General features: G+C 59.1%; 25 protein-coding genes and 1 pseudogene. 10 read left to right on the top strand and 16 right to left on the bottom strand.

Features of this window, described 5'->3' with window-relative positions:
* Positions 1-15: 15 nt before the first annotated feature.
* A complete protein-coding gene (locus AFERRID_RS02475) occupies positions 16-618 on the bottom strand; it encodes a TM2 domain-containing protein (protein WP_113526498.1) in 603 nt (200 codons plus the stop codon).
* A gap of 84 nt (positions 619-702) precedes the next feature.
* Here AFERRID_RS02475 and AFERRID_RS02470 point away from each other — a divergent pair, with 84 nt between their 5' ends.
* Genes AFERRID_RS02470 through AFERRID_RS02455 form a run of 4 tightly spaced genes read left to right on the top strand, consistent with a single transcriptional unit; the run spans position 703 to position 3412 of the window.
* Positions 703-1629 (top strand): LysR family transcriptional regulator, encoded by a 927-nt coding sequence (locus AFERRID_RS02470; protein ID WP_113526499.1) that lies wholly within the window; start codon positions 703-705, stop codon positions 1627-1629.
* Position 1630: 1 nt separating this feature from the next.
* Positions 1631-2383, top strand: a complete 753-nt coding sequence (locus AFERRID_RS02465; protein ID WP_113526500.1) for a type 1 glutamine amidotransferase — start codon at positions 1631-1633, stop codon at positions 2381-2383.
* Complete coding sequence (locus tag AFERRID_RS02460) at positions 2380-2736, top strand: hypothetical protein (RefSeq protein ID WP_126604312.1); 357 nt, start codon at positions 2380-2382, stop codon at positions 2734-2736. Before AFERRID_RS02465 ends, AFERRID_RS02460 begins: the two co-directional genes overlap by 4 nt.
* 28 nt (positions 2737-2764) lie before the next feature.
* Positions 2765-3412 (top strand): VTT domain-containing protein, encoded by a 648-nt coding sequence (locus AFERRID_RS02455; RefSeq protein WP_113526502.1) that lies wholly within the window; start codon positions 2765-2767, stop codon positions 3410-3412.
* Here the strand turns inward: AFERRID_RS02455 and AFERRID_RS02450 are convergent.
* The 6 genes from AFERRID_RS02450 to AFERRID_RS02425 all read right to left on the bottom strand — a co-directional run bounded on the left by AFERRID_RS02450 (position 3409) and on the right by AFERRID_RS02425 (position 9367).
* On the bottom strand, positions 3409-4164 hold the full coding sequence (locus AFERRID_RS02450; RefSeq protein WP_126604311.1) for a gamma-glutamyl-gamma-aminobutyrate hydrolase family protein: 756 nt from the start codon (positions 4162-4164) through the stop codon (positions 3409-3411). The genes AFERRID_RS02455 and AFERRID_RS02450 overlap by 4 nt on opposite strands.
* On the bottom strand, positions 4157-5017 hold the full coding sequence (gene aguB, locus AFERRID_RS02445) for an N-carbamoylputrescine amidase (protein WP_225981808.1): 861 nt from the start codon (positions 5015-5017) through the stop codon (positions 4157-4159). The genes AFERRID_RS02450 and aguB overlap by 8 nt, the downstream gene beginning before the upstream one ends.
* Before the next feature lie 117 nt (positions 5018-5134).
* Positions 5135-5449 (bottom strand): FeoC-like transcriptional regulator, encoded by a 315-nt coding sequence (locus AFERRID_RS02440; RefSeq protein WP_113526505.1) that lies wholly within the window; start codon positions 5447-5449, stop codon positions 5135-5137.
* Entirely contained in the window at positions 5446-7794 is a 2349-nt protein-coding gene (gene feoB, locus AFERRID_RS02435) for a Fe(2+) transporter permease subunit FeoB (protein ID WP_126604309.1), read from the bottom strand. Before feoB ends, AFERRID_RS02440 begins: the two co-directional genes overlap by 4 nt.
* Positions 7791-8078 carry a FeoA family protein gene (locus AFERRID_RS02430; protein ID WP_113526616.1) on the bottom strand — a complete coding sequence of 96 codons (288 nt, stop codon included), beginning with the start codon at positions 8076-8078 and terminating at the stop codon, positions 7791-7793. Before AFERRID_RS02430 ends, feoB begins: the two co-directional genes overlap by 4 nt.
* 32 nt (positions 8079-8110) lie before the next feature.
* The gene (locus tag AFERRID_RS02425; protein ID WP_113526507.1) at positions 8111-9367 is read right to left on the bottom strand and encodes a carbohydrate porin; all 1257 of its coding nucleotides are present in this window, start codon (positions 9365-9367) and stop codon (positions 8111-8113) included.
* 510 nt (positions 9368-9877) lie between these two features.
* Between AFERRID_RS02425 and AFERRID_RS02420 the strand changes: the two genes are divergently transcribed.
* A complete protein-coding gene (locus AFERRID_RS02420) occupies positions 9878-10939 on the top strand; it encodes a C40 family peptidase (RefSeq protein WP_126604308.1) in 1062 nt (353 codons plus the stop codon).
* Positions 10940-11040: 101 nt separating this feature from the next.
* Here the strand turns inward: AFERRID_RS02420 and AFERRID_RS02415 are convergent, their stop codons facing one another.
* Positions 11041-11262 (bottom strand): hypothetical protein, encoded by a 222-nt coding sequence (locus tag AFERRID_RS02415; RefSeq protein WP_126604307.1) that lies wholly within the window; start codon positions 11260-11262, stop codon positions 11041-11043.
* 11 nt (positions 11263-11273) lie between these two features.
* Positions 11274-11609, bottom strand: a complete 336-nt coding sequence (locus tag AFERRID_RS02410; RefSeq protein ID WP_113526510.1) for a hypothetical protein — start codon at positions 11607-11609, stop codon at positions 11274-11276.
* Between the two features lie 78 nt (positions 11610-11687).
* Between AFERRID_RS02410 and AFERRID_RS02405 the strand changes: the two genes are divergently transcribed.
* The 5 genes from AFERRID_RS02405 to AFERRID_RS02385 are packed head-to-tail and all read left to right on the top strand — an operon-like array spanning position 11688 to position 16841.
* Positions 11688-13604 carry an ATP-dependent DNA helicase gene (locus tag AFERRID_RS02405; protein WP_225981807.1) on the top strand — a complete coding sequence of 639 codons (1917 nt, stop codon included), beginning with the start codon at positions 11688-11690 and terminating at the stop codon, positions 13602-13604.
* Positions 13604-14272 (top strand): tRNA (adenosine(37)-N6)-threonylcarbamoyltransferase complex dimerization subunit type 1 TsaB, encoded by a 669-nt coding sequence (gene tsaB, locus AFERRID_RS02400; protein WP_113526512.1) that lies wholly within the window; start codon positions 13604-13606, stop codon positions 14270-14272. Before AFERRID_RS02405 ends, tsaB begins: the two co-directional genes overlap by 1 nt.
* 1 nt (position 14273) lies before the next feature.
* Positions 14274-14744 (top strand): ribosomal protein S18-alanine N-acetyltransferase, encoded by a 471-nt coding sequence (gene rimI, locus AFERRID_RS02395; RefSeq protein WP_126604306.1) that lies wholly within the window; start codon positions 14274-14276, stop codon positions 14742-14744.
* Between the two features lie 6 nt (positions 14745-14750).
* A complete protein-coding gene (locus AFERRID_RS02390; RefSeq protein ID WP_126604305.1) occupies positions 14751-16370 on the top strand; it encodes a peptide chain release factor 3 in 1620 nt (539 codons plus the stop codon).
* Positions 16371-16397: 27 nt separating this feature from the next.
* Entirely contained in the window at positions 16398-16841 is a 444-nt protein-coding gene (locus AFERRID_RS02385) for a tetratricopeptide repeat protein (protein ID WP_151528248.1), read from the top strand.
* 46 nt (positions 16842-16887) lie between these two features.
* On the opposite strand, the gene AFERRID_RS02380 is transcribed toward AFERRID_RS02385, so the two are convergent.
* From AFERRID_RS02380 to AFERRID_RS02345, 7 genes and pseudogenes are all read right to left on the bottom strand, one after another.
* Positions 16888-17493, bottom strand: a complete 606-nt coding sequence (locus AFERRID_RS02380) for an ATP-binding protein (protein WP_269149225.1) — start codon at positions 17491-17493, stop codon at positions 16888-16890.
* Positions 17494-17553: 60 nt separating this feature from the next.
* Positions 17554-17811: pseudogene (locus AFERRID_RS02375) on the bottom strand (IS66 family transposase); the annotation flags it as partial.
* Between the two features lie 49 nt (positions 17812-17860).
* On the bottom strand, positions 17861-18130 hold the full coding sequence (gene tnpB / locus AFERRID_RS02370) for an IS66 family insertion sequence element accessory protein TnpB (protein WP_197722471.1): 270 nt from the start codon (positions 18128-18130) through the stop codon (positions 17861-17863).
* Positions 18131-18193: 63 nt separating this feature from the next.
* Positions 18194-20314: a hypothetical protein gene (locus AFERRID_RS02360; protein WP_126604303.1), complete on the bottom strand. Its 2121-nt coding sequence runs from the start codon at positions 20312-20314 to the stop codon at positions 18194-18196.
* A gap of 22 nt (positions 20315-20336) precedes the next feature.
* Positions 20337-21821, bottom strand: a complete 1485-nt coding sequence (wbaP, locus tag AFERRID_RS02355; RefSeq protein WP_126604302.1) for an undecaprenyl-phosphate galactose phosphotransferase WbaP — start codon at positions 21819-21821, stop codon at positions 20337-20339.
* Between the two features lie 454 nt (positions 21822-22275).
* Positions 22276-22737: a PIN domain-containing protein gene (locus AFERRID_RS02350; RefSeq protein ID WP_126605662.1), complete on the bottom strand. Its 462-nt coding sequence runs from the start codon at positions 22735-22737 to the stop codon at positions 22276-22278.
* 5 nt (positions 22738-22742) lie between these two features.
* Positions 22743-22976 (bottom strand): type II toxin-antitoxin system Phd/YefM family antitoxin, encoded by a 234-nt coding sequence (locus AFERRID_RS02345; RefSeq protein WP_126604301.1) that lies wholly within the window; start codon positions 22974-22976, stop codon positions 22743-22745.
* Positions 22977-23018 lie beyond the last annotated feature (42 nt).

The following is a 23018-nucleotide window of genomic DNA, read 5'->3' as shown; positions in this document are numbered from 1 at the left end:
GGGAACGGCTTCCGCTTACTTTTCGGCGGAATCGGGTGGATTTTTCGCCGCTGTGCTTTTGGCGGATTTCGCCATCTCCGCAAGCAGTCGCTCCTGTTCCGCGAAAGAAAGTCGGCGCTGGCCCGGTGCAAAGCCTTTCCTGCCGGGCGCATTGGCGGCAGGATGGCCGGCGCGCTCGCTCTCCTTAGTTTGGGTATAGTCCTGTAGCTCGCGCTGCCACTGCATAAGGTGTTCCCCGGCGTCCGCGCGCCCTTGGTAATCGGCGGGAGCGGCCGGCGTTTGTTTGGCAAACCAGCTCGCCTTGCGCAGATCCTTGTTGTAAGCGCTGATCCACAGACCAATACGGCGGAGATCCCAAAGCGCAGCGACGCAGAGTGCGACGGCGAAACCGACTGCCTCCCAGGTCAGACCCAAAAAAGCCAGTACGACAATCGCCACGCTGACCAGCGGAAAGGCCCATGCCCACGGCTGTTCCAGGTAGAAGCGATGGGCGCCGACCGGGAAACAACACCAGTACAGATAACCCCATAGAGATTTTTTCTGGAGTTTTTGCAGACGAATTTGTAGACTCTGTACCCCAGCGCCTTGCAGATCGAGCTTTTCCCAAGCCTTGGGCATGGGGTATCCTCCGTAATACTGTATTGAAGCGCTCAGATATTACCCCTAAACTGGCGAAAAGTCGCGGGCGACTTGAGGATTTCCATGGCAGACAGGCGTTTACAGGTTTTTCATACGGTGGCAAGGCTGCTCAGCTTTACCAAGGCCGCGGATACGCTGCATATGACCCAGCCGGCGGTGACCTTCCAGGTCAAGCAGCTGGAAGAACAGTTCAACACGCGCTTGTTTGATCGCACCCATAATCGCATCAGCCTCACCGAGGCCGGTATGGTGGTTTATGATTACGCTGAGCGCATCATCTCGCTTTATGGCGAAATGTCCAACCGGGTGGGGGAAATGACGGGCGATCTGCGCGGGCATCTGTTCATCGGTGCCAGCACGACCATTGCCGAATACATGCTGCCCCGGGTGCTGGGTGACTTCAAAATGAAGTATCCCGATGTGCAGGTACGTATGTATGTGGGTAATACGGATAAAATCGTCCACATGATCGAGGATAACAGTATCGATCTGGGGCTGGTGGAAGGTCTGGTAACCAACAAGAGCCTCGCCACCCTCAAGTGTTGCATGGACTCCATGATTGTGATTGCCCACCCCGACCATGTCCTGGGCACTCACGAAAGTGTGACGCCGCAGGAATTGCTGGATTATCCCTTCGTGTCCCGTGAAGAAGGATCGGGCACCCGTGAGGTGACCATGGAGTACCTGAATCAGGTCGGCGTGGATGCCAACGATCTCAATATTACCATGGAGCTGGGCAGCCCCGAAGCCGTCAAGGGCGCCGTGGAAGGCGGGCTGGGGGTGGCGGTCGTTTCTGAGGCGACTGTCCTCAAGGAGTTGGCGTTGGGAACTTTGCTGGCCCGCCCGCTGGATCCGCCGCTGGCCCGTCCTTATTCCTTCGTCTATCAGAAGCAGAAATTCCGCAGTCTGGTGATGGATGAATTTCTGGAGTTCGCCAAGGATCGCTGTAGCAGGGACATGCTGTCGGTGCCGGTGCGTCGGGAGGTTTGACATGAAGCATTTCGCTGTCGTGCAGCACAGTTACTCGGAATTCCTGGGCATCGTGGAGAGTCAACTGGAGAAACGCGACATCGGTTTCAGTTACTTCCGGGTTTTTCTCAGTGGCGAACTGCCGGGCAATGCCCTGACCTTTGATGCATTGTTCCTGTTGGGTGGACCAATGTCCCCCCTGGAGTCGGACCGCTACACGTGGCTGACCCAGGAGCTCAATACCATCGCCATTTTTCGCAAGGCGAAGCGACCGGTGGTGGGCTTCGGTCTGGGCGCGTTGTTGCTGGCACAGTACGAAGGGGCGGAACTGCACCCGGAGCCTTACCATAACGCCTATTTCACCACGGCACATGCTACGGAGGCAGGCCGGGACGACCCGTTGGCGCAGGCGGTGGACGGCGCCCGAGTCATGGTCTGGTCTCCGGGGACGGCGACCTTGCCGGAAGACATCAAGCCGCTGGTGGTGGATGATGACGGCCGCTGGATTGCCTTCCGCGCGGAGGACGGTGTTGTGGGACTGCTGTTCCGGCCGGAGATGAAGCCGGGGTTGATTGAAGATATCCTCATGGAAGAAGGCCGCGAAACCCCCGAGAATATCGGGGAACTTCTGGAACAGGCGCGGACGTTGTGGCCGGAGATGCAGAAAACCACGGACCGGGTCATCATCGCCATGGTCCGCGAGTTGTCCCTCATGACCGAGAAGCGCAAGCCGCGGGTGTTTTCTCTCAAGGTGGATACCGGAGCGGATGTATGAATAGCCGGGAGCGTCATTTTCTCCGCGTCCTGCGCAAACTCGGGAGTGCGGAGCAGGAGCAGGTACTGGCCTTCGCTGATTTCTTGAAAAGCCGACAACAGCCGGAGCCGGCGGTGGCACCCCAGGAACCGAAGATGCTGCCCGCCAGAGACGGAGAGACCGTCGTCGGCGCCATCAAACGCCTGCGCGAGAGCTATGCCATGCTGGATGCCAAGGCAATGCTCAACGACACCTCCAATCTGATGTCCAGGCATGTGGTGGGCGGGGAAGCGGCGGAGTCTGTGATTATGGAACTGGAGAAGATGTTCGAACGTCACTATCAGCGCTACTGCGGCGCACCGGAAGACGCGTGAGTCCGCGTCACAGAGGGTGATCGCGCCAATGCCGGATATTCATCACCTCCTGCGGATCCTGCTGCATTTCGACCAATATCTGACCATCCTTCTTCAGGAATACGGGGCGTGGGTCTATGCCCTGTTGTTCCTGATCCTCTTTGCGGAAACGGGGCTGGTGATCATGCCGGTTTTGCCGGGTGACTCCATGCTTTTTATCTGTGGCACACTTGCCGGGGTGGGCGTCATGAGCGCACCCGGGCTGCTGGGTCTGCTGGTGACGGCCGCGGTGCTGGGTGATGCGGTGAATTACGCGGTGGGCCGCCGTTGGGGTGTCCACCTCTTTGGCGGGCGCCTGCTCAATGTCCGGCACCTGGATACGACCCGGCGCTTCTATGCGCGACACGGCGGCAAGACCGTGATCATTGCCCGCTTTTTGCCGGTTATCCGAACCTTCGCGCCCTTTGTGGCCGGTATTGCGGCCATGCCCTATCGCCGCTTCCTGGGCTTCAATCTGACAGGAGCGATCCTGTGGGTGGGAGGCTTGCTGGGTGCGGGATATTTTCTCGGACGCTTTCCTTGGGTCAAAAGCCACCTGAGTTTGGTGATTGTCGCCATCATCGTGGTTTCGCTGATTCCCGCCGTGCTGGCATGGCTGCAGCAGCGTTTGCAGCCTGCTGGGACCCCCTCCCGCTAGTTTTTCGTGGCGCCGTATTCCCCCACCCCGCGCGCCAGGCGCCGAGCGGCGCGCTGTACCAGCCAGGCAAACAGGGCCTGTTGGTGCGGGTCACCGGCGGCGGTATGCTCCGGGTGCCACTGGACGGCGAAGACGTCCGGATTGTCGGGCATGTCCACGGCTTCAATGACGCCATCTTCGGCGATGGCGTTGATGCGTAGCGCGGGGGCCATATTTGCGATGGCCTGGTGGTGCCAGGAGGATATCTCCAGGGTATCCTGCCCGACGATGCCTCTCAGCAACGTGTCCGGCAGGACGATGACCTCATGCAGGACGGGGTCATGTTCGGCATTGCGATGGCAGATGCGAGTGCCGATGCTGGTGGGCAGGTCCTGGAGCAGGTCGCCGCCCAGCGCCACGTTGATGATCTGCAGTCCGCGGCAGATGCCGAGTACCGGGATACCCTGGGCGATGGCTTCCCGCGCCAGAGCGATCTCGGCGGCATCGCGATCCGGGTGTACGGCGTGGACGCTGTTGCCGCACGGCGCGCCATAAAAATCGGGAGAGATGTCGCCGCCGCCGGTAAGCACGAGCGCATCACAGCGCGACAGAATGACCCGGGCTTCGGGGCACTGAGGCGGAAAGAGGACGGGCAACCCACCCGCCTGACAAACGGCGGCGGCATATTGAGGGGCGAGGGAAAAGGCCTCCCCGTTGCGCTCATAGGCACTCAGGGCGATAACGGGTGGTGCGGAGGGATGGGAATCATCCACGGTGCGGATTTCCGTCCAAAGTCAGGATGGGCGCATAGAGTTCCGGGCGGCGATCCCGGAAGAGTCCCCACTCCAGCCGCTGGGCAGCGAGGGCTTGCAGGTCCAGATCGGCGTAGAGGATGGTTTCTTCCTGACCGGCATGGGCGATGAGTGCGCCGGTCGCGTCGCTGATGAAGGAACCGCCATAGAAGGTGATCTCGCTTTCCCGGCCGATTTCCCGTCCCACCCGGTTGGCAGCCACGACGGGGATCAGGTTGGCGGCGGCATGGCCCTGCATGACCCGGGTCCAGTGTCCGCGACTGTGGATTTCCGGCGCCTGAGGCTCGGAACCGATGGCAGTGGGGTAGAGCAGTATTTCGGCACCCCGCAGGGCCATCACCCGCGCCGCTTCCGGGAACCATTGGTCCCAGCAGATGGCGACGCCGAGGCGTCCGTAGCGGCTGTCAAACACGCGGAACCCGGTGTCGCCGGGGCTGAAATAAAACTTTTCCTGATAGCCGGGGCCGTCCGGGATATGGGCCTTGCGATAGAGCCCGAGATCGCTGCCGTCGGCGTCAAAAACCACCAGACTGTTGAAGAAGGCGTTATTGGCGCGCTCAAAAAAACTGACCGGGATCACGATTTCGCGTTGCCGCGCCAGCTTTTGCATGGCGAGCAAGGCCGGGTGGCTGTCGCGGGGCTGCGCCAGGGTCAGGAAATCGGGATTCTGATCCTTGCAGAAGTACGGCGTGCTGAAGAGTTCCTGGAGGAGGATGATCCTCGCTCCGGCATCGGCCGCTACACTGACCTGCTGTAGCGCCTTTGCAATATTCTCGGCCTCGTCTTCGCCAACGGCCATCTGAATGGCTGCCACTGTTACCCGCACCTGTCACCTCGTCCGTCATGGCCAATCAAACATCATTTCCGGCCTGTTGGATAAGTATAGAGAACCCCATCATGGAGACAATAGGTGAAGTGACCACCCGCCAGTTCATGGTTGATGCCAAGTCGGTGGAACGGCGGGCTGGGCTGTCGTCACTGCCTTCTCCCCACCGCCGCACCAGCGGTAGACATGAACAGGAGACGCGGAGGCATTGCTGCAAGTGCCGCAGCCGCCGGAATGGCAACTCCGGCCACAACTTCCCCAGGTGCCCACGGATACTTGCTCTACCACGCCGCGCCGCCGCCAGTACATCAGCATGTCCTCGACCAGTCCGACCGAGAGCTTTAATTCCGCAGCTATCTGACTGGCGCTGGCCATGCCTTGTTTCTGTAGCACCTCCCGAACTGCGAATAACGGTTTCATGCCGACGCCCTTCGGTTCTGAGATGGCTTGGATAGGGCGTCGCTGCGTTGTCCATAAAGCCGCAGCCCGATGACCAGCAAGGCAAAAGCTGCCAGCACTCCGGCGATCCATGCCGTAGAGGATCCCGGATGTTCGGCGAAGGTGCCCGTCTGGTAAATCATCGTGCTGGCGTTCCAGGCCAGGCCGGTGCCATAAAGCAGGGAGAAGCTCATCCATCCCCATCCGACTTCCCGGCGCAGTGCCCCCATGGTGCTGGCGCAGGGCACATAGAGCAGCACAAAGACCAGATAAGCAAAGGCGGAAAGGGGGATGAATCCGGCCGCAATGGCTTGCAGGGTCGCACTTTCGGCACCGGAGGCCTGTTCGGCGGTACCCGTGGAGTCCATGGCCGAGAGGCCGAGCGGATCATCCAGCGTGGTAAAAAAAGTAACCGTGTTGGCGGGGATGGTTTTGATCGCGCCCAGGAGTTGCCCGGCAATATCGGGATCGCGGTAGTCCGCCATCAGGTCGGCTGCATTCTGCCGCTGATAAATGCCGTTGAGGGTGCCGATCACGATCTCCTTGGCGGCCGCCCCGGCAATCAGGCCGGAAATGGCGGGCCAGTTGTCTTGATGAACGCCCATGGGTTCAAAAATCGGGACCAGCGCGCGGCTGCCCTGGGCGAGCAGGGAATGGTCGATGTCGGTGCTGCGCAGACCGCGATCCGTCCAGCCGATGCCGGGGAGAATAAAGAGCACGACGCCGATGACCGCAATCACCCGACCCACCCGGAAGATAAACACCTTCAGGCGCTGCCAGGCCTGGAGAAACACGCTGCGGAAACTGGGCAGGCGATAGGGTGGCAGTTCCATGACGAAGGGCAGTACCTCGCCGCGCAGGGCGGTTTTGCCAAGTAGCCACGCCGTCAGTAGGGCAACGATGATCCCCAGCACATAGAGGGCAAAGACCACCTGTCCGCCGTTGCTGCGGAAAAACACGACGGCAAAGGCCATGTAAATGGTCAGGCGTGCGGAGCAGGACATGAAGGGCTGCATCAGCACGGTCAGAATACGCCCTCGCGGGTCTTCGATGATGCGCGAGCCCATGATGGCGGGTACATTGCAGCCGAAGCCGATGACCATGGGCACCAGGGCATTGCCGGGTAAGCTCATACGGCGCATCAGGCGGTCCATGGCGTAGGCGGCGCGGGCCATGTAGCCCGAGTCATCCAGAAAGGCGAGAAAGAGAAAAGTGAGGCCGATGGGTGGGATGAAGGAAATCACCAGATTCAGCCCGCCGCCGATACCACCGGCGATGATGGAGATCAGCCAGGTGGGCAGCCCGGCGCTCAGCAGTAGATGACCGACGCCATGGATCAGCAGTGCTGCCGAGGCCTGATCGAAAAAGTCCAGGAAGATATTGCCGCCACTGAAGCTGACGACGAAAACCAGATACAGTACCGCCAGAAAAACCGGCACGCCCAGCCAGTCGTTCAATACCACCCGATCCAGTCGGTCGGTGATTTTTTGACGGAGCCCGGCCGGACCCTGGCGGTGCACCGCAATGGCGGCCATTTCCTGCGCCCAGGCGAAGCGGCGGTCCATGATCAGGTCGGCAGGGGTTTCATCGCTTGTTACTGCGAGTTCGCTGCTGATCTGTTGCAGAGCATGCTGCGTTTTTGGGTCGGTCGGGTCGGTGTTCCCTTCCAGCAGGCGCAGGGCGGTAAAGCGCCGGTGTGCCGGTGGGTCACCGTGCAGCAGGATGCCGAGGGCGGTGAGTGCCGCATCGATAAGCTGGCCATAATCGAGCACATTACCCAGGGCGGGGTGATCCAGTGCCTGGGTCAGGGTCTCCATCAGCCTGGTGCGGTTCCTGGCTTTCCGGGCTACCATGGGGATGACCGGAACACCCAAGGCTGCTGAGAGTTCATGGCTGCGTACCTGCAGACCGTGGGCTTCCGCCTCATCGACCATGTTCAGAACCAGAACCATCGGCCGCCCTGTTTCCAGAAGCTCGGCGGTCAGGGCCATGTGCCGCTCCAGATTGGAGGCGTCGACGATGTTGACGATCAGATCGACCTGGCCATCGAGCAGGAAGTCGCGCGCCACCCGCTGATCTTCTCCGCCACCCCCCATCAGACTGTAGACACCGGGAAGGTCTACCACGGAGATTTTGCGGCGGCCCATGGTCATAGTGCCGCTGCGCCGTTCCACAGTGACGCCGGGCCAGTTGCCTACATGCTGGTGGGCGCCGGTCAGTAGGTTGAACAGGGTAGTTTTACCGCAGTTCGGATTGCCGGTCAGGGCGATGACCGGCAACCTGGCCGACACCGGGCTGCGCTGTGGTGTGTCATGACAGTCGCTCATGTTTTTTCTCCGGTATGGGTGCTTTCAGTGGGGATGACGGCTACGCGGATACGCTGGATGACTCCCCAGCCCAGGGCGATGCGTGCGCCGCCTACCTGTAAGACCGCGCCGCGTTTGCCGGGTCCGTGCACCACGCGGACAGGAGTGTCGCGGCGGATACCCAGCATGCCCAGGCGCTGCTGCATGACTTTGCCTCCGGTGATTTCCAGCACCCGGGCATGGTCGCCAAGGCGGAGATCACCGATGAAAAGTGACTCGGATGGGGAAGTGATAGATGAATTCATGATGAAAGCGTCCATGGCAGATCCGTCGGACTTCAGAAAAATTCAACATGTACGCGCAGAATGCCAACGGTGCTATCCGGATAATAGCCATTGGGATGCTGAATATACTGAAGGTCCGGCTGCAGACTGACATGCTCCGTGAGTTTCGCCACGTAGGTCAATTCATAGGACGTTTCCGCGCCGCGAATATCTGCTGGCTCCACACCCAGGGCCTCCGCCACGGGTCCGGAGCGTAACCATGCCATAGCCATGCCCACGGACAGGCTGTCATCGGGCCGACTGGGGAAGGGATGACCCAGGCGCAAGCCGAGGCCCAGATACCAAGGTACGGGATTGAGGTTCTGCGGCGCACCGCCCATCTGGATAAAGGCGCCCAGTTCCCGTTCTCCGGATAGATCCCAATTGCCCTCGGCCACGGCATAGATGCCGGAGGTGGTCGGGGAAAGCCCGTAGCGGTCTGGGTTGGATTGTTGATAATGCCAGGCACCCATCTTGAGCACATACTCGCCGTAATCGTCGGCATTGTTCTCCAGATCCTCGTCCTCTTTTTTGCCCCAGTGCAGGCCGCCTTCCCACAACGCCATGTAGCCGCGATCGAAGGCGGAGGTCTGGTGCTGTGGATCGCCCTGAAATACTGCAACCTTGCTGCTCAGATGCTCGTTATGGATACCCACCAGGAAACCTAGGCCTGAATAAGGATAGGTGGCGGTACCCGGGACGTTGACGGTCATGGTCGGCGTTATGCCAAAGGAGCTGTTGATGAGCTGCAAGGCATTGGCAGTGACGTCGAAGTAATAATTCACATCCATGTAACCGACACGGGTGTTGATCCAGTCCGTCCAGCGTTGGCGAAAGGCGGCATCATAAAAACGGACCGCGTCGGGTGCCCAGATATTACTGGCCGTCTGGATGTCGCCGCTATAATTTTGCTGGACCCCGCTGCTATAAATGCCCATGAGGGAAAGGCTAAATTTTCCGCCCTTCCAGAGACCGGCCTTCTCGGTGTCGTACTCGCCACCAATCTGGCCGGCAAGGTTGCCCTCGCTGCCCCGGCGAATGCCGCCGGTGAGGTTGGAAAATAGCTCACTGTCGGCATGCCCAGCCCAGGAGATGCCGTCTGTCAGATGACGGTAAGCGGGCAGATATTTGGGAGAAAGGCCTGTTGCATCGGGGACAGGGCCGTTTCTCCAGGCCGCTGGATCCTCCGCCGCCCAGACACCAGAAAATGGCCCGAAAGTGCCAGCGCAGAGGATGAGCACGGCAGTGGCCAGACGAAAAAGGCAGGGCATGGGGTACGCTCCTTTATTTATGTAATAAGACTCATTCCTATTATGGTAAATATAGAGAAGGCTGCATGTCAATCATCCCTGACCAGAGCAGGCGTGGCCTCAGAATCCTGTTGCCGTCATGGTATCGATGGCACTTGTCCGGGCTTGCCCCGGAGGTGCGCCATAGCGCTTCATGACTAGCGATGGGGTCTTGCCTTGGGGATGAATACGACCTATAGTCCCAAAGAACAGCTATGGACCATTGATTTTACTAATGACTAATATTAGACTTGGTTTGGGAGAGAGTGACCGCGTAACCGGTAGTCCGGCCGGCGCTCTGGGTTGTCGCCATGTGTCCGCATCTGGAGTGCAGTATGTATATCGAGCCGAACTTGTTCGGCTTTTTTATTGTAGGTAGGGAGAGCCTCGAAGTTTCTCTGTCTTGTTTTGAGAAATGGCAATGTCTCTGCATAATCGGCCAACGGGCAGATTACGCAGCGGCGATTCCCAGGTAATTCGGGAGACGAACGAATGCAAAAAAAACATCGCTGGCGGGTTGCCATGGCGGTAATGACGTTTTTAGGCGGGATCAGTGTGTGTCAGGCGGCCCCGCACGGGGTGGCTCACAAGCCTTTGCATAGGGTCAGTCACCACCATACCCACACACCCTTGCATAGGGTCGTTCACCATGCTTACCTGCGCTCCCACCACAAGGCGACACGTGCCGCAAAAGGTGACTACACCTCGCTGACGCCGACGGCGTTACGGTTGCTGCATCTTGCCCCCGTTGAATTTGCTGGGGTTGGTGCGGCTCCGCAGACCGTTCCGACCTACGGCTTCCCCATGCAGTCCTTCCCGGTAGTGGATAGCGATAACGTAACCAGCCCCGTTTTTGTCGACCAGTCGCTGGGCCTGGTCAAGACCGGGATGGCGACGGATGACGTGCCAGTGGTTCTTCCGAAACGGCCGGTGGCTGCTCCAGTTGATCCGATGCCTGGGGCCCCGCTGCCGCAGCAATCGCATCTGCGGCTGGCGTTGGAGATGCTGGCGAGTCAGGCTTATCACTGGACCCGCCACCCTTTGCAGGCTCTAGAAAGCAGTGGAAATGTCGCTGTCGGGCCGCAGGCGGCCGCCCAACTGGCGGATGTTATTGCGCAGGAAGGGAGATATGCGGATTCGGATGGCCATCCTGACACAGGTTCCTGGCTGTCCCCTCGCCGGATGGTGGTTTCTGCGCTCAAATTCATCGGTGCTCCCTATCGCTGGGGCGGGATGAGCCCAGTCTCAGGGTTCGACTGCAGCGGTTTTGTCAAATACATCCTGGCGAAGTTTGATATTCATGTACCGCGTACGTCTTATGCCCAGGCCGCCCAGTTGCGGAGGGTTTCCCGGGATGATCTAAAGCCGGGCGATCTGGTGTTTTTTGACACTCTGCACCGGCCTTTTTCCCATGTCGGGATATATATCGGTGACGAGCACTTTGTCAGCGCCCAGACCCCGAGTACAGGGGTTCGCGTAGCGAGTTTGAATGACCCTTATTGGGCCGCACGTTTTGACGGGGCGCGCCGTCTGCCGGTGTCCAGCGCTTCCTGACGACGAAGTAACCATTCGCTTTATCATCCAACAAAACCCCGCGTCCTGATTCAGCCTGCGGGTGCTATATGCTGTAAGGCGGGCCGCGACGCAATTGGGCGCTAGACGTCCTGCTCCATATCATCCGGCGTCTTCCACTCATAACGGTCGGGCGCCTGAGTCTGGGCAGCCGTGAATCCCTCCTTCTGCAGCAGTTCAGCCAAGGCAACGGCTCCTGGCCCGGCCGTTTTTGGGTTCGCTAGGATATCGCTGGCGATTTGTACCGCCTCACGGGCGGTCAAAATGACTTCTACGCTCTGCTCTTTCTCTTCGCGAACTTGCATGGCGGCTTCCTTTAGTCAAAGACATGGGGTGGTGGCCCGCTCCGATCCATACGGGCGAGCAAATGCAGGCCGCCGATCATACCGAGGATGCGTTTATGCACGGCGTCCTCCCAGATGTCCTGGGCCACCAGGGGCCAGCATTTGCACTGGGTATGCGCGGCGCGGAAAATGGGAGGTGCGACGTGGCAGTCGAGGGCGATGAGTAGATCGGGCCAGTCGTGGTCGGTTTCCCCCGACCTCGCCTCCAGCCAGTCGGCGCCCAGGGATTCCGCCAGCGTCGTGGCATAGTGGGCCTTTGCCGGATCGGTCGGATGCCAGAACAGGATACGTACACGCCGTTTATACATGAATGCCCTCTTTCCCCATGATTTGTGTAAAAATAGCAGGACTGACGATAAAACGGGAGCAGCGATGAGGTGTCGGGCGTGACTGGGGGAGGCCAGGACTGGTCTGTGCTGTTGGGCGAGGCTGGCGCGTTGGCGCGGGCGTTGCCGCAATTCAGGGCACGGGAGCAGCAACAGGCTATGGCCGCGCAGGTGGCCCATACCCTGCGCGACGGCGGGGTGGCGCTGATCGAGGCGGGGACGGGCACCGGTAAAACCTTCGCTTATCTCCTGCCCGCCATGCTTTCCGGGCGCAAGGTGCTGGTTTCTACCGGTAGCAAGGCGCTGCAGGATCAGATCCTGGAGAAGGACATTCCGCTTCTGCTGCGGGCGATGGGAAAGCCCTTGCGCGTGAGTCGCCTCAAGGGGCGATCCAACTATCTCTGCCGGTATCGTCTGCAACGCTTCAGTGCCGAGGGCGTGGCGCCAGCCTTGGTGGCACCTTTGGCGCGGGTGGCCGACTGGGCGGGGCGAACGCGGGAGGGCGACGTCAGTGAGTTGACCTCGGTGCCCGAAGATTCGCCGGTCTGGCCTCTGGTAACGTCGACCCGAGACAACTGTCCTGGCAGTGAATGCCCAGAATATGGGCGCTGCCATGTCGTCGAGGCGCGGCGCCAGGCTCAGGAGGCGGAGATTCTGGTGGTGAATCATCATCTGCTTTTTTCTGACTTGGCGTTGAAGGCCAACGGTATGGGGGACCTGTTGCCGCGAGTCGATGCCATGGTGTTGGATGAGGCCCATCAAGTGCTGGATCTGGCCGGGCGTTATTTCGGTCAGCACCTGAGTAGCCATCAGCTCTGGGACTGGGGGCGAGATAGCCGCGCCGAAACTCTGGCCGAAGCGGGGGATGATGAGTGTTTGCTTGCAGCAGCCGCACAGGTGGAAACGCAAACGACGGCGTGGCGGACGGTTCTCGGTCCGGGTGACGAGCGTGGCTCCTGGGCTTTGAATCCCGATAGTGCGGAAGGCTCTGCCTTCGCCCGTTTGCGTCAGGCGGTGGCGGAACTGGGCCAGGCACTGAGTGCCGCAGCAGCGCGCGGCAAGGGCCTGGAACAATGTGCGGCGCGTGGGGTGGTGCTGCTGGCGACGGTAGATTTCTTTGCCGCGCACAACGCCCCGAACATGGTGTTCTGGCAGGAGAAGAAAGCGCGCACGGTGCAGCTCCATGCCACTCCCCTGGACGTGGCGGCGCCCTTGCAGCGGCACCTGCTGGAACCGGTGGAAAGTGTCATTCTCACCAGTGCGACCTTGCGCGTAGGTGACAGTTTCGCCAGTACTGAACGTGCTCTGGGTCTGACGGCGGTGAGCACCCTTACAGCAGTCTCGCCCTTTGATTATGCGCGGCAATCCCTGCTCTATCTGCCGCCTCTGATGCCGGAACCCGGTCATCCTTCCTATACACGGGCCTGCTTGGACGCGGCGGCGCCAGTCATCGAGGCCAGTGGCGGACGGACCTTTTTCCTCTTCACCAGTCACCGCGCTTTGCAGGAGGCGGCAGCATCCCTGCCGCAGCGCTTGTCCTTCCCCATTCTGGTGCAGGGGAGCATGCCGCGCCCCCGTCTCCTGGACCGTTTTCGCAGTTTGGGTAATGCGGTGCTGCTGGGTGCGGCCAGCTTTTGGGAGGGGGTGGACGTGCAGGGCGAGGCCCTCTCCTGTGTCATCATCGACAAATTGCCCTTTGCCAATCCCTCTGATCCGATTCTGCGTGCCCGCACGGAGCAGTGTCAGGCGGCGGGCGGTGAACCCTTCCGCGAGTTACAGATTCCTCAGGCGGTGATTGCCCTGCGCCAGGGTGTAGGGCGGCTGATTCGCTCGGAGATGGATCGCGGTGTGCTGATGCTCTGCGATCCGCGCCTGCGCAGCAAGGGGTACGGGCGCATTTTCCTCGACAGTCTGCCGCCTATGCGGCGTGTTTCCAGCCTCGACGCGATCCATGCGTTCTGGCGGGGAGAAGCCTGATGGGACTGCCGCGTTTTCTGGCCATGGACACCGCTACTGAGGCCTGCTCAGTGGCCGTCAGCACCTCGTCCGGGGTGGTCGAAGAGTTTGTCGTGGCGGTGAATGCCCACAGCCAGTTGCTGCTCCCCATGATTCAGCGGGTGCTGGATCGGGTCGGCATGACCCTCGCCGATATAGGGGCCATCGCTTGCGGGGTGGGGCCAGGAGGCTTCACCGGGGTGCGCATCGGTGTCAGTACGACCCAGGCACTGGCAATGGCACGCGGGCTGCCGGTTTATCCCGTTTCCAGTCTGCAGGCACTGGCGGCGACGGTACCCCAACCACTGGTACTCGCGGCGCTGGATGCACGCAAAGGAGAAGTCTATAGCGGGGTGTTCGCTCAGGACGCGCAAGGGATTCCCCGGTTAAGGGGCGCCGAAAAAGTCTGTGCACCTGAGGCCGTGGATTGGCCAGAGGAGGGTCAGTGGTGGGGGCTCGGTACGGGTTGGCACGTTTATCATGCCCGCTGGCAGGGTCCGGGGATACTGGGCTGGAGCGACGATAGTTTTCCCCGGGCCGGAGCCGTATTGCGCCTTGCCCAGGCGCGCTGTCAGTCGGGAGACCGGGGTATTCTCCCGGCGCTGTTGGAACCGCACTATATCCGCCCCTCCCTGCCAGAGGAAACGTAAAATGAATCTGCGCCCCATGCTGGTGGATGATCTGGACGCGGTAGCGGCGCTGGAGTCGCAAATCTCCCCGGGGCCATGGACGCGGGGTGTTTTCCGCGAATGCCTGCAAGCGGGTTATGATGCCTGGATTATGGAAAACGATGACGGTGTGCTGGGAGCCTTTGGTGTCCTGTCCACGGGCGCGGCCGAGGCACATATCCTGAATCTCGGCGTGGCGACCGCCCTGCGTCGGCGCGGTTTCGGGCGGCGGATGCTGCAACATCTCCTCTGCCGCGCCGGGCAACTGGGTGCGCAAAGGGTTTTTCTGGAAGTGCGCGTGTCCAATGCGGGTGCGCAGGATCTGTACCGCTCCCAAGGATTTCATGAAATCGGAGTGCGTCTGAATTATTATCGCAATGGAGAGGGTCGGGAGGATGCGCTGGTCTTGTCCCTGTCGCTCCTGCCGTCCGCAAACCAACTCAAGGAAGGTTGATCGTTTATGTCGTTATCCCCTGTTGCTGCGGCTCCGGCCAATGCTTTTACCGACGCCATTCGGCGTCGCCGTACCTTCGCCATCATCTCCCACCCCGATGCCGGTAAGACGACGCTTACCGAAAAGCTCCTGCTCTTCGGGGGTGCCATTCAGCTCGCAGGGACGGTCAAAGCGCGTAAAAGCAGTCGTCACGCCACCAGCGACTGGATGGCCATTGAAAAGAGCCGCGGCATTTCGGTGGCCAGTTCGGTCATGCAGTTCGAGTATGATGAGCACGTCATCAATTTGCTGGACACACCGGGTCATCAGGACTTTTCCGAAGATACCTACCGGGTGCTGACAGCCGTAGATTCGGCATTGATGGTGATCGACGGCGGCAATGGCGTCGAGGCGCAGACCATCAAGTTGCTGGAGGTCTGCCGTCTGCGCGATACCCCCATCATCACCTTTATGAACAAGTTCGACCGCGAAAGCCGTGACCCGACGGAATTGCTGGATGAGGTGGAATCGGTGCTGGGCATTCGGTGTGCCCCCGTCACCTGGCCCATTGGCATGGGCAAGCGTTTCCGCGGGGTATATCACCTGCTACGCGATGAAGTGCTGGTCTTCGCTGCGGGGGAGGAGACCCGGGAGCAGGCGGTGGAGCGGATTGCCGGGATCAATAATCCGGAGCTGGACCGCCGCTTTTCCGAAGAAATGCCCGAGTTGCGGGAACAGGTGGAATTGCTGCGTGCCGCCTCCCACCCCTTCTCGCTGGAGGAATTTTTGCAGGGACAGCAGACACCGGTATTTTTCGGCTCCGCCATCAACAACTTCGGGGTGCGGGAATTGCTGGGTGCCCTTATCGACTGGGCACCTTCGCCGCGCCCCCGTCCTACTACCGGTCGGACCGTGATGCCCGAAGAAGAGGCTTTCAGTGGTTTTGTATTCAAGATTCAGGCGAATATGGATCCTCAGCATCGCGATCGGGTGGCCTTTCTCCGGATCTGTTCCGGACATTTCAAACGGGGTATGAAAATCAGACAGTTGCGTCTGGGTCGGGATATCCAGGTGCATAATCCTATTACTTTCCTGGCTCAGGAGCGTGAACTGGTAGAGGAGGCCTTCGCCGGTGACATCATCGGCCTGCATAATCACGGCAGTATTCAGATCGGCGATAGTTTCAGTCAGGGTGAGGCCTTGCAGTTCACCGGGATTCCCTACTTCGCACCGGAACTGTTCCGCCGGGTGCGCCTGCGGAACCCGCTCAAGGCCAAGCAACTGCAAAAAGGCTTGCAGCAACTGGCGGAAGAAGGCGCAACCCAGGTCTTCAAACCGCTGCACGGCGGGGATATGATCCTGGGTGCGGTGGGGGTACTGCAATTTGATGTGGTGGCGGAACGGCTGAAAACCGAATATGCGGTGGACGCGATTTTTGAGGCGGTGACGGTGCAGACGGCGCGCTGGATTCAGTGCGCTGATCCAAAAATGCTCGCCGAATTTACCCGAAAGCATGAAGAGCAGCTTGCGGAAGATGCGGGGAATCGCCTCGCCTACCTGGCACCTTCCCGTGTGAACCTGGACCTCACCATGGAGCGCTGGCCGAAAATCGTGTTTCATGCCACCCGGGAGCATGCGGGATCATAATGCCTTTGATGAGCCGGAGGAGAAGAAGTGCTTCTACGTGCGATACTCTCGTTGATAGCTGGTCTGTTGCCTCTTGCAGCCATGGCGCATGACCTGGAATCCCTGCGTAATCAGGCCGAACAAAACCCAGCCGCGCTGGCGCGTTTGCGGCAGGCAGCGGTATCGCAGAATGCCGATGCGGCCTTTTATCTTGGCACCCTCTACTCTCCGCTGATTATCCGTCAGGAAAGCACCGTCGTCAAAGGCTGGCCAGAGGCCCTGCGCTGGTATCGCCGGGCGGCCTGGCTCGGCAGCGCCCGGGCGGACTTCGATATGGGGCTGGCGTATGAGAAGGGTCTGGGTGTTCCGGAAAATCCGCAACGCGCGGCAGCGTACTTCTCCAGAATGGCGGCCGTAGCCCGTATAGAGACGGCATTGCCTCCTTCGGCGAGTTTTGCGATTGGGCACCACACGGGTATCCATAAGGACTAGGGTAAGGGCCGACGATATAAAAATCAGCGGTATTTTCTTTAACTGATCATTGGGCCAATGTTTGCGCCAGGCGCCGATACTGGATGGCTTCTGCCAGATGCTGGGTACCGATCGGATCACTCCCTTCCAGATCCGCGATACTGCGGGCGACGCGCAGCACCCGATGGTAACCGCGTGCGGAGAGATGCAGGGTCTCGGTGGCGCGGCTGAGCAGGCGGGTGCCCACCGTATCCAGAGCGCAAAACTGATCCAGCAGTTCGCCCTGAAGTTGTGCATTGCGCACCTGCTGGCGCTGCCACTGGCGATCAACGGCCTGAGCTATGCGTTCGCGCCAGTAGGCAGAGCTTTCGCCCTGTGCCGCCTCTTGTAAGGCGCTTACCGGCAGGGCGGGCACTTCCATCTGGATGTCGATACGGTCCAGCAGCGGGCCGGAGAGCCGACTACGGTATTGGCTGACCTGTGCCGGGGTACAGCGGCAAATCTGCTGCGGATCACCGAGATGGCCGCAAGGACAGGGATTCATCGCGGCGACCAATTGAAACCTGGCCGGAAAAGTGGCCCGCCGCGCCGCCCTGGCGATATGGATTTCTCCGGATTCCAACGGCTCGCGTAGGACTTCCAGCACCGCGCGAGGGAACTCGTACTGGGAAATTCCAATATTGGGCAGAATCTTCCAATATTACCTCTGGGGAAGAGGGGCAAGCAGGAAAAGAATCTGATCGGGAGAGAGCTTTTCCAATCGTCGACCGAATCGCCAGCGTTTCAGCTTGGCGATAGTCATCTCCAGACGGGCGATGGTCTCATCGCGCAGGGTGAGGCACCAATCTTTTTGGTTCAGAAGACGTTGCTGTTCGGCCAGCTGCCGGGCGTGCTCGGCGTCCTTCTCTTCCCGCTCCCGCAGCAATCGCAGGACCATTTCGCGCAGGGCGTCTGGGTGCGTTGGAAGATCGTCGGGAGCCGTTGATTTCATGGACAAATTCTACCAGAAACTCTGGCAAGAAGCCAGCATTTGCGATACGTTACAAGGCGGTAGGCGTACAGACTTTGAGGACCGGTAACGGCGTCCAGGGTCTTCCTTCCACCAGCATCGCCCACTGTGCTGTGGAGAGTTCTATGGCCCCGTTCTCCATCCTGGGCCAATGCAACCGTCCCTGATCCAGGCGTCGGTACAAAAGCCAGAAACCCAGACCATCCCAGAGCAAGAGCTTGAGCCGATCACCGCGGCGGTTGCGGAACACATGTCCACCGGTGCCGCCGCCAGCCAGATGCGGCTGCCGGGACTCAGCCACATGGGCTTTCCAGGACCTGGACCAGCGTCTGGAGCCAGCCGGCATCCATCGGAGCGGTCAGCTTCAGGCTGCGGCCCGACAACAGGTGAACCTCCACAGGCGAAACGGAAGGCCGGGCCGGCGCAGCATGAGGCCATCACCCGCTGGGGAAAGTTCGGCGCGCAAATGCGGGTCCGCGTCCATTTCATGGGTGGCCGTCGCATGGTCGGACTGTATCTGAAAATGACCGGCCAGCGATTCCAGGGTTTGCTGCAGTTCAGGCTGCGCTTCATCCGGTATGCTGAGACGACCGGACATGAGCTGGATGGCATGGCGCTGGGCCGGGGTAAACTGGACCACGCGGATCCTTTGCGGGGAGTCGCGTACGACAGTGATGGCACGCAAGGCTTCCTGCTCCCGTTTTTCAAGGCTGCCATCGGGAAAATATCCGTGGCGGGCATCGGGGGGAGCACGCAGGTTAGGGCGCACTTCCAGAACGTATCGCTTCCCGTCGTGGGTGACCTCAATGTCGGGGGTGCCTGCAACTACATCTACGGGAATATCCATCGCATCAGACATCACCACGGAAGGGTGTCCCACGAGGGCCAGGATGGCAGCGGCCCGATCCATGAAGTAGTCACGCGAACGACCCTGTCGCGCATGAATGGCCAGGACCAGCTGTGCATCCCAGGATTCCAGCCGCTGGCTGTTGGCGAGTTTGGCCAATGTGATGGGCTTGGGTGTACCCCAGCCACGCGCGCCCTGTTTTTGTTCCAGAGGCCGGATTTCCTGGATCGCACCGTCGTCATTCAAGGTCACCGCCCACACCAGACGGGTGGCCTTGTCCGGGGCGTTCGGTGCCACCGCTGGCGCACCCAATGCCCGCAGGGAGGCGAGAACGGTTTGCCAGCTTTGCGCTCCACCGCCGATAAAGCAGTTTTCCGGTGCTTCACCCCCGGCATAGACCTCGTCGGCTGCCGTCAATTGGGTGTCCAGCCAGGTGAAACCGCAGGCCCGTAATTGTTCGTGCGCTGTAATGGTGGCCTTCTGACGAAGGTCCTTTTGTCGCTTGTCCGTTACGGCGGGTACGACTTTAGGGCCCAACCAGGCGCGCAACAGGGCGAACCATAACAAAGCCAGTGGCGAATACCCTGTGTGAAATAGGGCATGGCTGTTCAGTGCCGCGTCCCCAAGGCGCACATCGATGGCATGCACCCACGCACCCCAGGGATCCAGCGCGCTGGGATTGCGTGATCCGGATTCCGTAATGCAGAATTTTCGGGCCAATAGCAGATGATTGGGGGTTTGCTGGGCCAGCAGGCACAACGGATACATCCAGAGGATGGTTTCTGGCAGCAGTTGCTTTCGCGCCCCCGTTTCCTGCCGCAAGGCTTTCAGTGCGGGCTCAAACATCTTCTGCGCTGCCGCCCACTGACCTTCCTGGACCAGTGCACAAGCACGCAAGGCTTCGGCCTCAGGATTTTCATCGTCTCTGAGCACGTCCCGCAAGTGCCCCAGTTCCCCACGATGCAGCAGGGCTTCCGCCAGTGGATAGCGCAACGCCGGGGACATTTGGGATTCCCTGGGTTGCGTCATCATCCATTGAAACGCAGGTAGAGCACCGGCGTCCCATTGGTGGGAAAACGCATTGAACGCCTGGTGCAGGATGATTTCGCGAAACCGTGCATCCACCCCGGACATCCGGTCCGCATCAAAACCATTAACGCAGGCCGGGGCAATCAGTTCGTTCCATGCGTAAATGACCCGCAGTTGCCGCCACAGCGTTTCCATCTCTTGCGGGGTGCTGCCCGTATATACGCCCAGCCGCAACAGGGCGATGCCGGTTTCCCGCGCCAGGCGGGGCCAGCCAGGGGATCTTTTGGTGTCCAGTTCCACCACCCGGATCAGGGATTGACGCAAAACTTCGGGGGTAAACCGATTCAGCACTTCGCGGTATTGTTTCAGCCGGACGGAGTCTGCCAACCGGGCGTAACCCGGGCGAACCATCTGGTCTACCAGCAAACCGGAGGCAAAGAGTTCCCCTCGCGCATCGACGAGTGCCGCATGGGTGAACGCCTTGCCATTGGCTTGCTTCATATTCAGCGCACCCAGCGCGTCGAGTGTCAGATTGGCGGGATGCCAGGTCCAGATGAGGGCCGACGCCTGCATCACTTTTTGTGCATCCTGAGAGAGGGTTATCGCCATTGCGCGGTCATTACCAGTGGAATCAATAGGCCCCCTCCCGCCAAAAGACTACCTTCACGGTGCGCAGGAGGATGACGATGTCGTACCACAGGGACCAGTTCTTGACGTACCAGGAGTCAAAGTAAAGTCTTTGTTCATATGTGGTGTCACTGCGCCCGCTGGTTTGCCAAAGTCCAGTGATACCCGGAAGAACCTTTTTGTAAGTATCCGCAACATTTCCATAATACTTTTCAATTTCCAGCTGCGTAACGGGTCTTGGTCCGACCAAACTCATTTCACCCCTCAGCACATTGAAAAGTTGGGGAAGCTCATCAAGGCTCGTTCGGCGCAGAAATTTTCCTATGGCCGTGATACGAGGATCGTCTTTCAGTTTGAAGGTGCGATCATATTCTTCTTTCGCGTCTGGATGTAGTGTGAAATAGTCAATAAGGCGTCTGTCTGCATCAATGACCATGGAACGAAATTTCAGACATCCGAATTCTTTTCCGTCTTTTCCTATGCGGACATGCGAAAATATTGCTGGGCCTTTATCTTGCTGGCGAATCAACCATGTTATCAACAGTAGAAATGGAGAGAGGATTAGTGTTAACAGGGATGCACAGACAATGTCAAAGCTCCTTTTCATGAAACGGGGTCCAAGCCTTGATAGATTGTCCCTGGATCGTAACATAACAATCTCATGGTTAAAAAAATGCAGGGTTTCTAATCCAAGAAGCGGTAATCCCCGCAAGGGTGGGGCAAGGGTTAAGTTTGGGTAGCTCAGTCCCAGCAATTCGACAATATCCTTGGTTGCATCATATTGTGCGCTTTCTAGGGCAACCACCAAATATGGATTGCCAAGTTCTTTCAATACGCTCAATGGATCATTGCCAACGTGTATTCGCGGCAATGTGCTAGAAAAATTAGAATTGACATCTGTATCATCTGGTAATAGCAGCGCGCTCAAGCGATAGCCCAAGATGGGTTCACTCTGTATTGCTTGCGACGCCTCTAGAGCGTTATTGCCACCTCCAAGTAAAACATATGGTCGTTGCCATATCCCGGTAATTATCAATAGGTGATGGACTGCAAAGCGCGTCAATGGAACTAAAATAAAAGCCAAGGCCCACGTGCTGAACAACCATAGCCGTGATAACGGCAGTCGGCCAGAAAACGCAAAAGCGGCGTTCAGTAGGGCTAGAAAAGTTAAAGCCTCAAACATTTCCCCAAGTTCATCCCAGAATGATTTTCCCCGATTGTAATGCCCATTATGCACAAACCAGGAAAGGGCGATACACGCCATCATGGGGAAAAGCAGCATATTTGCCGAGAATTCTGATCCCCACCAATGAATTAGCGTCGATGCAACATCAAGATTATAATATAATGCATGTGAGATCCGCGCGAAATAGAATGAAGCCATCATGGCTATCACATCACCCAGAAAAAGAAAGATGTTGGGCAATCGTGAGCCGAACGGCGCTCTTTGAGATTTTAATGGATCGCCCCTCAAGGTCGGGTACGCCATTATAGGTCACCGATCTTTTTAGCCATTTTCCGGTCAATAAAATCAGTTATTAACTTTATTATTAAATACTGGATAAATCCCACTATATAGAATACGGCGACTATAGATATCAGTAAAATAGCGCCCCAATCTATAGGCAACACGTTTATTATTTTTAACGTTATAATCAGGATAATAATTGTAATATATAAACGTTCGATATTCTTTTCTATTTTCAGCGTCCCATAATTACCTCTAAAATGAACACCTGTCGTAATAAATGGCATGGGCGATACGGCCGAATCAAAAAGCAGCCGCTAGCGCCAGGGTATCATTGCCGAAAAGCAGTGCGCGTCTAACCAACCCGCAAGGGTGGTTGGTTAGACGCTTACGCGTGATTCGCTAAATCCTTACTGTGAGGGACTCTCACCCTTTACTCCTTGCCAGCCTCCCTGTGCACTGCCGCACTTCTTTTTCATTTTTCCTGCCGACCGATGCCCAGGATGCCGCCGAGCAGCGGCGCATGGGGCGTGGCAAAGGGATTGACCACGGTCACGCCACGCCAGGTGAAGCCTGGCTGCAAATCCTCGCTGAGCAGGAGGCGACAGCGGCTTTCCGCAGCTACCGACAGGATCAGAGCGTCCCAGACCTGCAGACCATGATCCACGGAAAGATCCAGCGCAGATTGAAAAGCCGCCCAGGTGGAATCGACGACCTCGAAGCTATCCGCCCAGCCCAGGATGGCCTCCCTGGCGGCGGCGGCATCGCGTTTGGCTTTGCTGGTCATCACCCGATACAACTCGCCCAAGGCTTGCGCCGGAAGCAAAATCCCTTCAGCGGGCAACCGTTCCATCAATTCGATGGCTGCGGTGCAACGCGCATCGTCGCCAGCGCCCTCCGCATAGGCCAGGATATTGGTGTCCAGCGCGACCCGCATGGCCGTCACTCGTACAACTCCTCCCGCGACCAATCGCGCGCCTCCGTCCTCTCTTGCGCGCGCAAGCGGGCCAGCAACCGGGCCTTTGCCGCGCTGCGCCGGGCGTGATCGGCGCTGGCGGGGGCGATGGTCGCCACCGGCCTGCCTCTGGATACCACGGTGAAGGTTTCGCCTTGGCTTACCCCGCGCAAGACGCTGGAAAACTGGCGGTTGGCATCTGCGGCAGTCACCGTTCTCATAACCACACCTCATGGAATAGGTTCTGACACTACTTTACGAAT

The sequence above is a fragment of the Acidithiobacillus ferridurans genome (assembly GCF_003966655.1).
In the GTDB taxonomy this organism is placed as follows: Bacteria; Pseudomonadota; Gammaproteobacteria; order Acidithiobacillales; family Acidithiobacillaceae; genus Acidithiobacillus; species Acidithiobacillus ferridurans.
This window is presented reverse-complemented; position numbering and strand designations above follow the sequence as displayed.

Bases quoted from the DNA above. Each gene is read 5' to 3' on its own strand.
- tsaB (WP_113526512.1), top strand. From the start codon at position 13,604: ATGGGACTGCCGCGTTTTCTGGCCATGGACACCGCTACTGAGGCCTGC.
- AFERRID_RS02360 (WP_126604303.1), bottom strand. From the start codon at position 20,314: ATGGCGATAACCCTCTCTCAGGATGCACAAAAAGTGATGCAGGCGTCG.
- wbaP (WP_126604302.1), bottom strand. From the start codon at position 21,821: ATGGCGTACCCGACCTTGAGGGGCGATCCATTAAAATCTCAAAGAGCG.
- feoB (WP_126604309.1), bottom strand. From the start codon at position 7,794: ATGAGCGACTGTCATGACACACCACAGCGCAGCCCGGTGTCGGCCAGG.
- AFERRID_RS02345 (WP_126604301.1), bottom strand. From the start codon at position 22,976: ATGAGAACGGTGACTGCCGCAGATGCCAACCGCCAGTTTTCCAGCGTC.
- AFERRID_RS02470 (WP_113526499.1), top strand. From the start codon at position 703: ATGGCAGACAGGCGTTTACAGGTTTTTCATACGGTGGCAAGGCTGCTC.
- AFERRID_RS02455 (WP_113526502.1), top strand. From the start codon at position 2,765: ATGCCGGATATTCATCACCTCCTGCGGATCCTGCTGCATTTCGACCAA.
- AFERRID_RS02465 (WP_113526500.1), top strand. From the start codon at position 1,631: ATGAAGCATTTCGCTGTCGTGCAGCACAGTTACTCGGAATTCCTGGGC.
- AFERRID_RS02350 (WP_126605662.1), bottom strand. From the start codon at position 22,737: ATGCGGGTCGCGCTGGACACCAATATCCTGGCCTATGCGGAGGGCGCT.
- AFERRID_RS02460 (WP_126604312.1), top strand. From the start codon at position 2,380: ATGAATAGCCGGGAGCGTCATTTTCTCCGCGTCCTGCGCAAACTCGGG.
- AFERRID_RS02475 (WP_113526498.1), bottom strand. From the start codon at position 618: ATGCCCAAGGCTTGGGAAAAGCTCGATCTGCAAGGCGCTGGGGTACAG.
- rimI (WP_126604306.1), top strand. From the start codon at position 14,274: ATGAATCTGCGCCCCATGCTGGTGGATGATCTGGACGCGGTAGCGGCG.
- AFERRID_RS02390 (WP_126604305.1), top strand. From the start codon at position 14,751: ATGTCGTTATCCCCTGTTGCTGCGGCTCCGGCCAATGCTTTTACCGAC.
- AFERRID_RS02420 (WP_126604308.1), top strand. From the start codon at position 9,878: ATGCAAAAAAAACATCGCTGGCGGGTTGCCATGGCGGTAATGACGTTT.
- AFERRID_RS02440 (WP_113526505.1), bottom strand. From the start codon at position 5,449: ATGAAACCGTTATTCGCAGTTCGGGAGGTGCTACAGAAACAAGGCATG.
- AFERRID_RS02415 (WP_126604307.1), bottom strand. From the start codon at position 11,262: ATGCAAGTTCGCGAAGAGAAAGAGCAGAGCGTAGAAGTCATTTTGACC.
- AFERRID_RS02430 (WP_113526616.1), bottom strand. From the start codon at position 8,078: ATGAATTCATCTATCACTTCCCCATCCGAGTCACTTTTCATCGGTGAT.
- AFERRID_RS02425 (WP_113526507.1), bottom strand. From the start codon at position 9,367: ATGCCCTGCCTTTTTCGTCTGGCCACTGCCGTGCTCATCCTCTGCGCT.
- AFERRID_RS02410 (WP_113526510.1), bottom strand. From the start codon at position 11,609: ATGTATAAACGGCGTGTACGTATCCTGTTCTGGCATCCGACCGATCCG.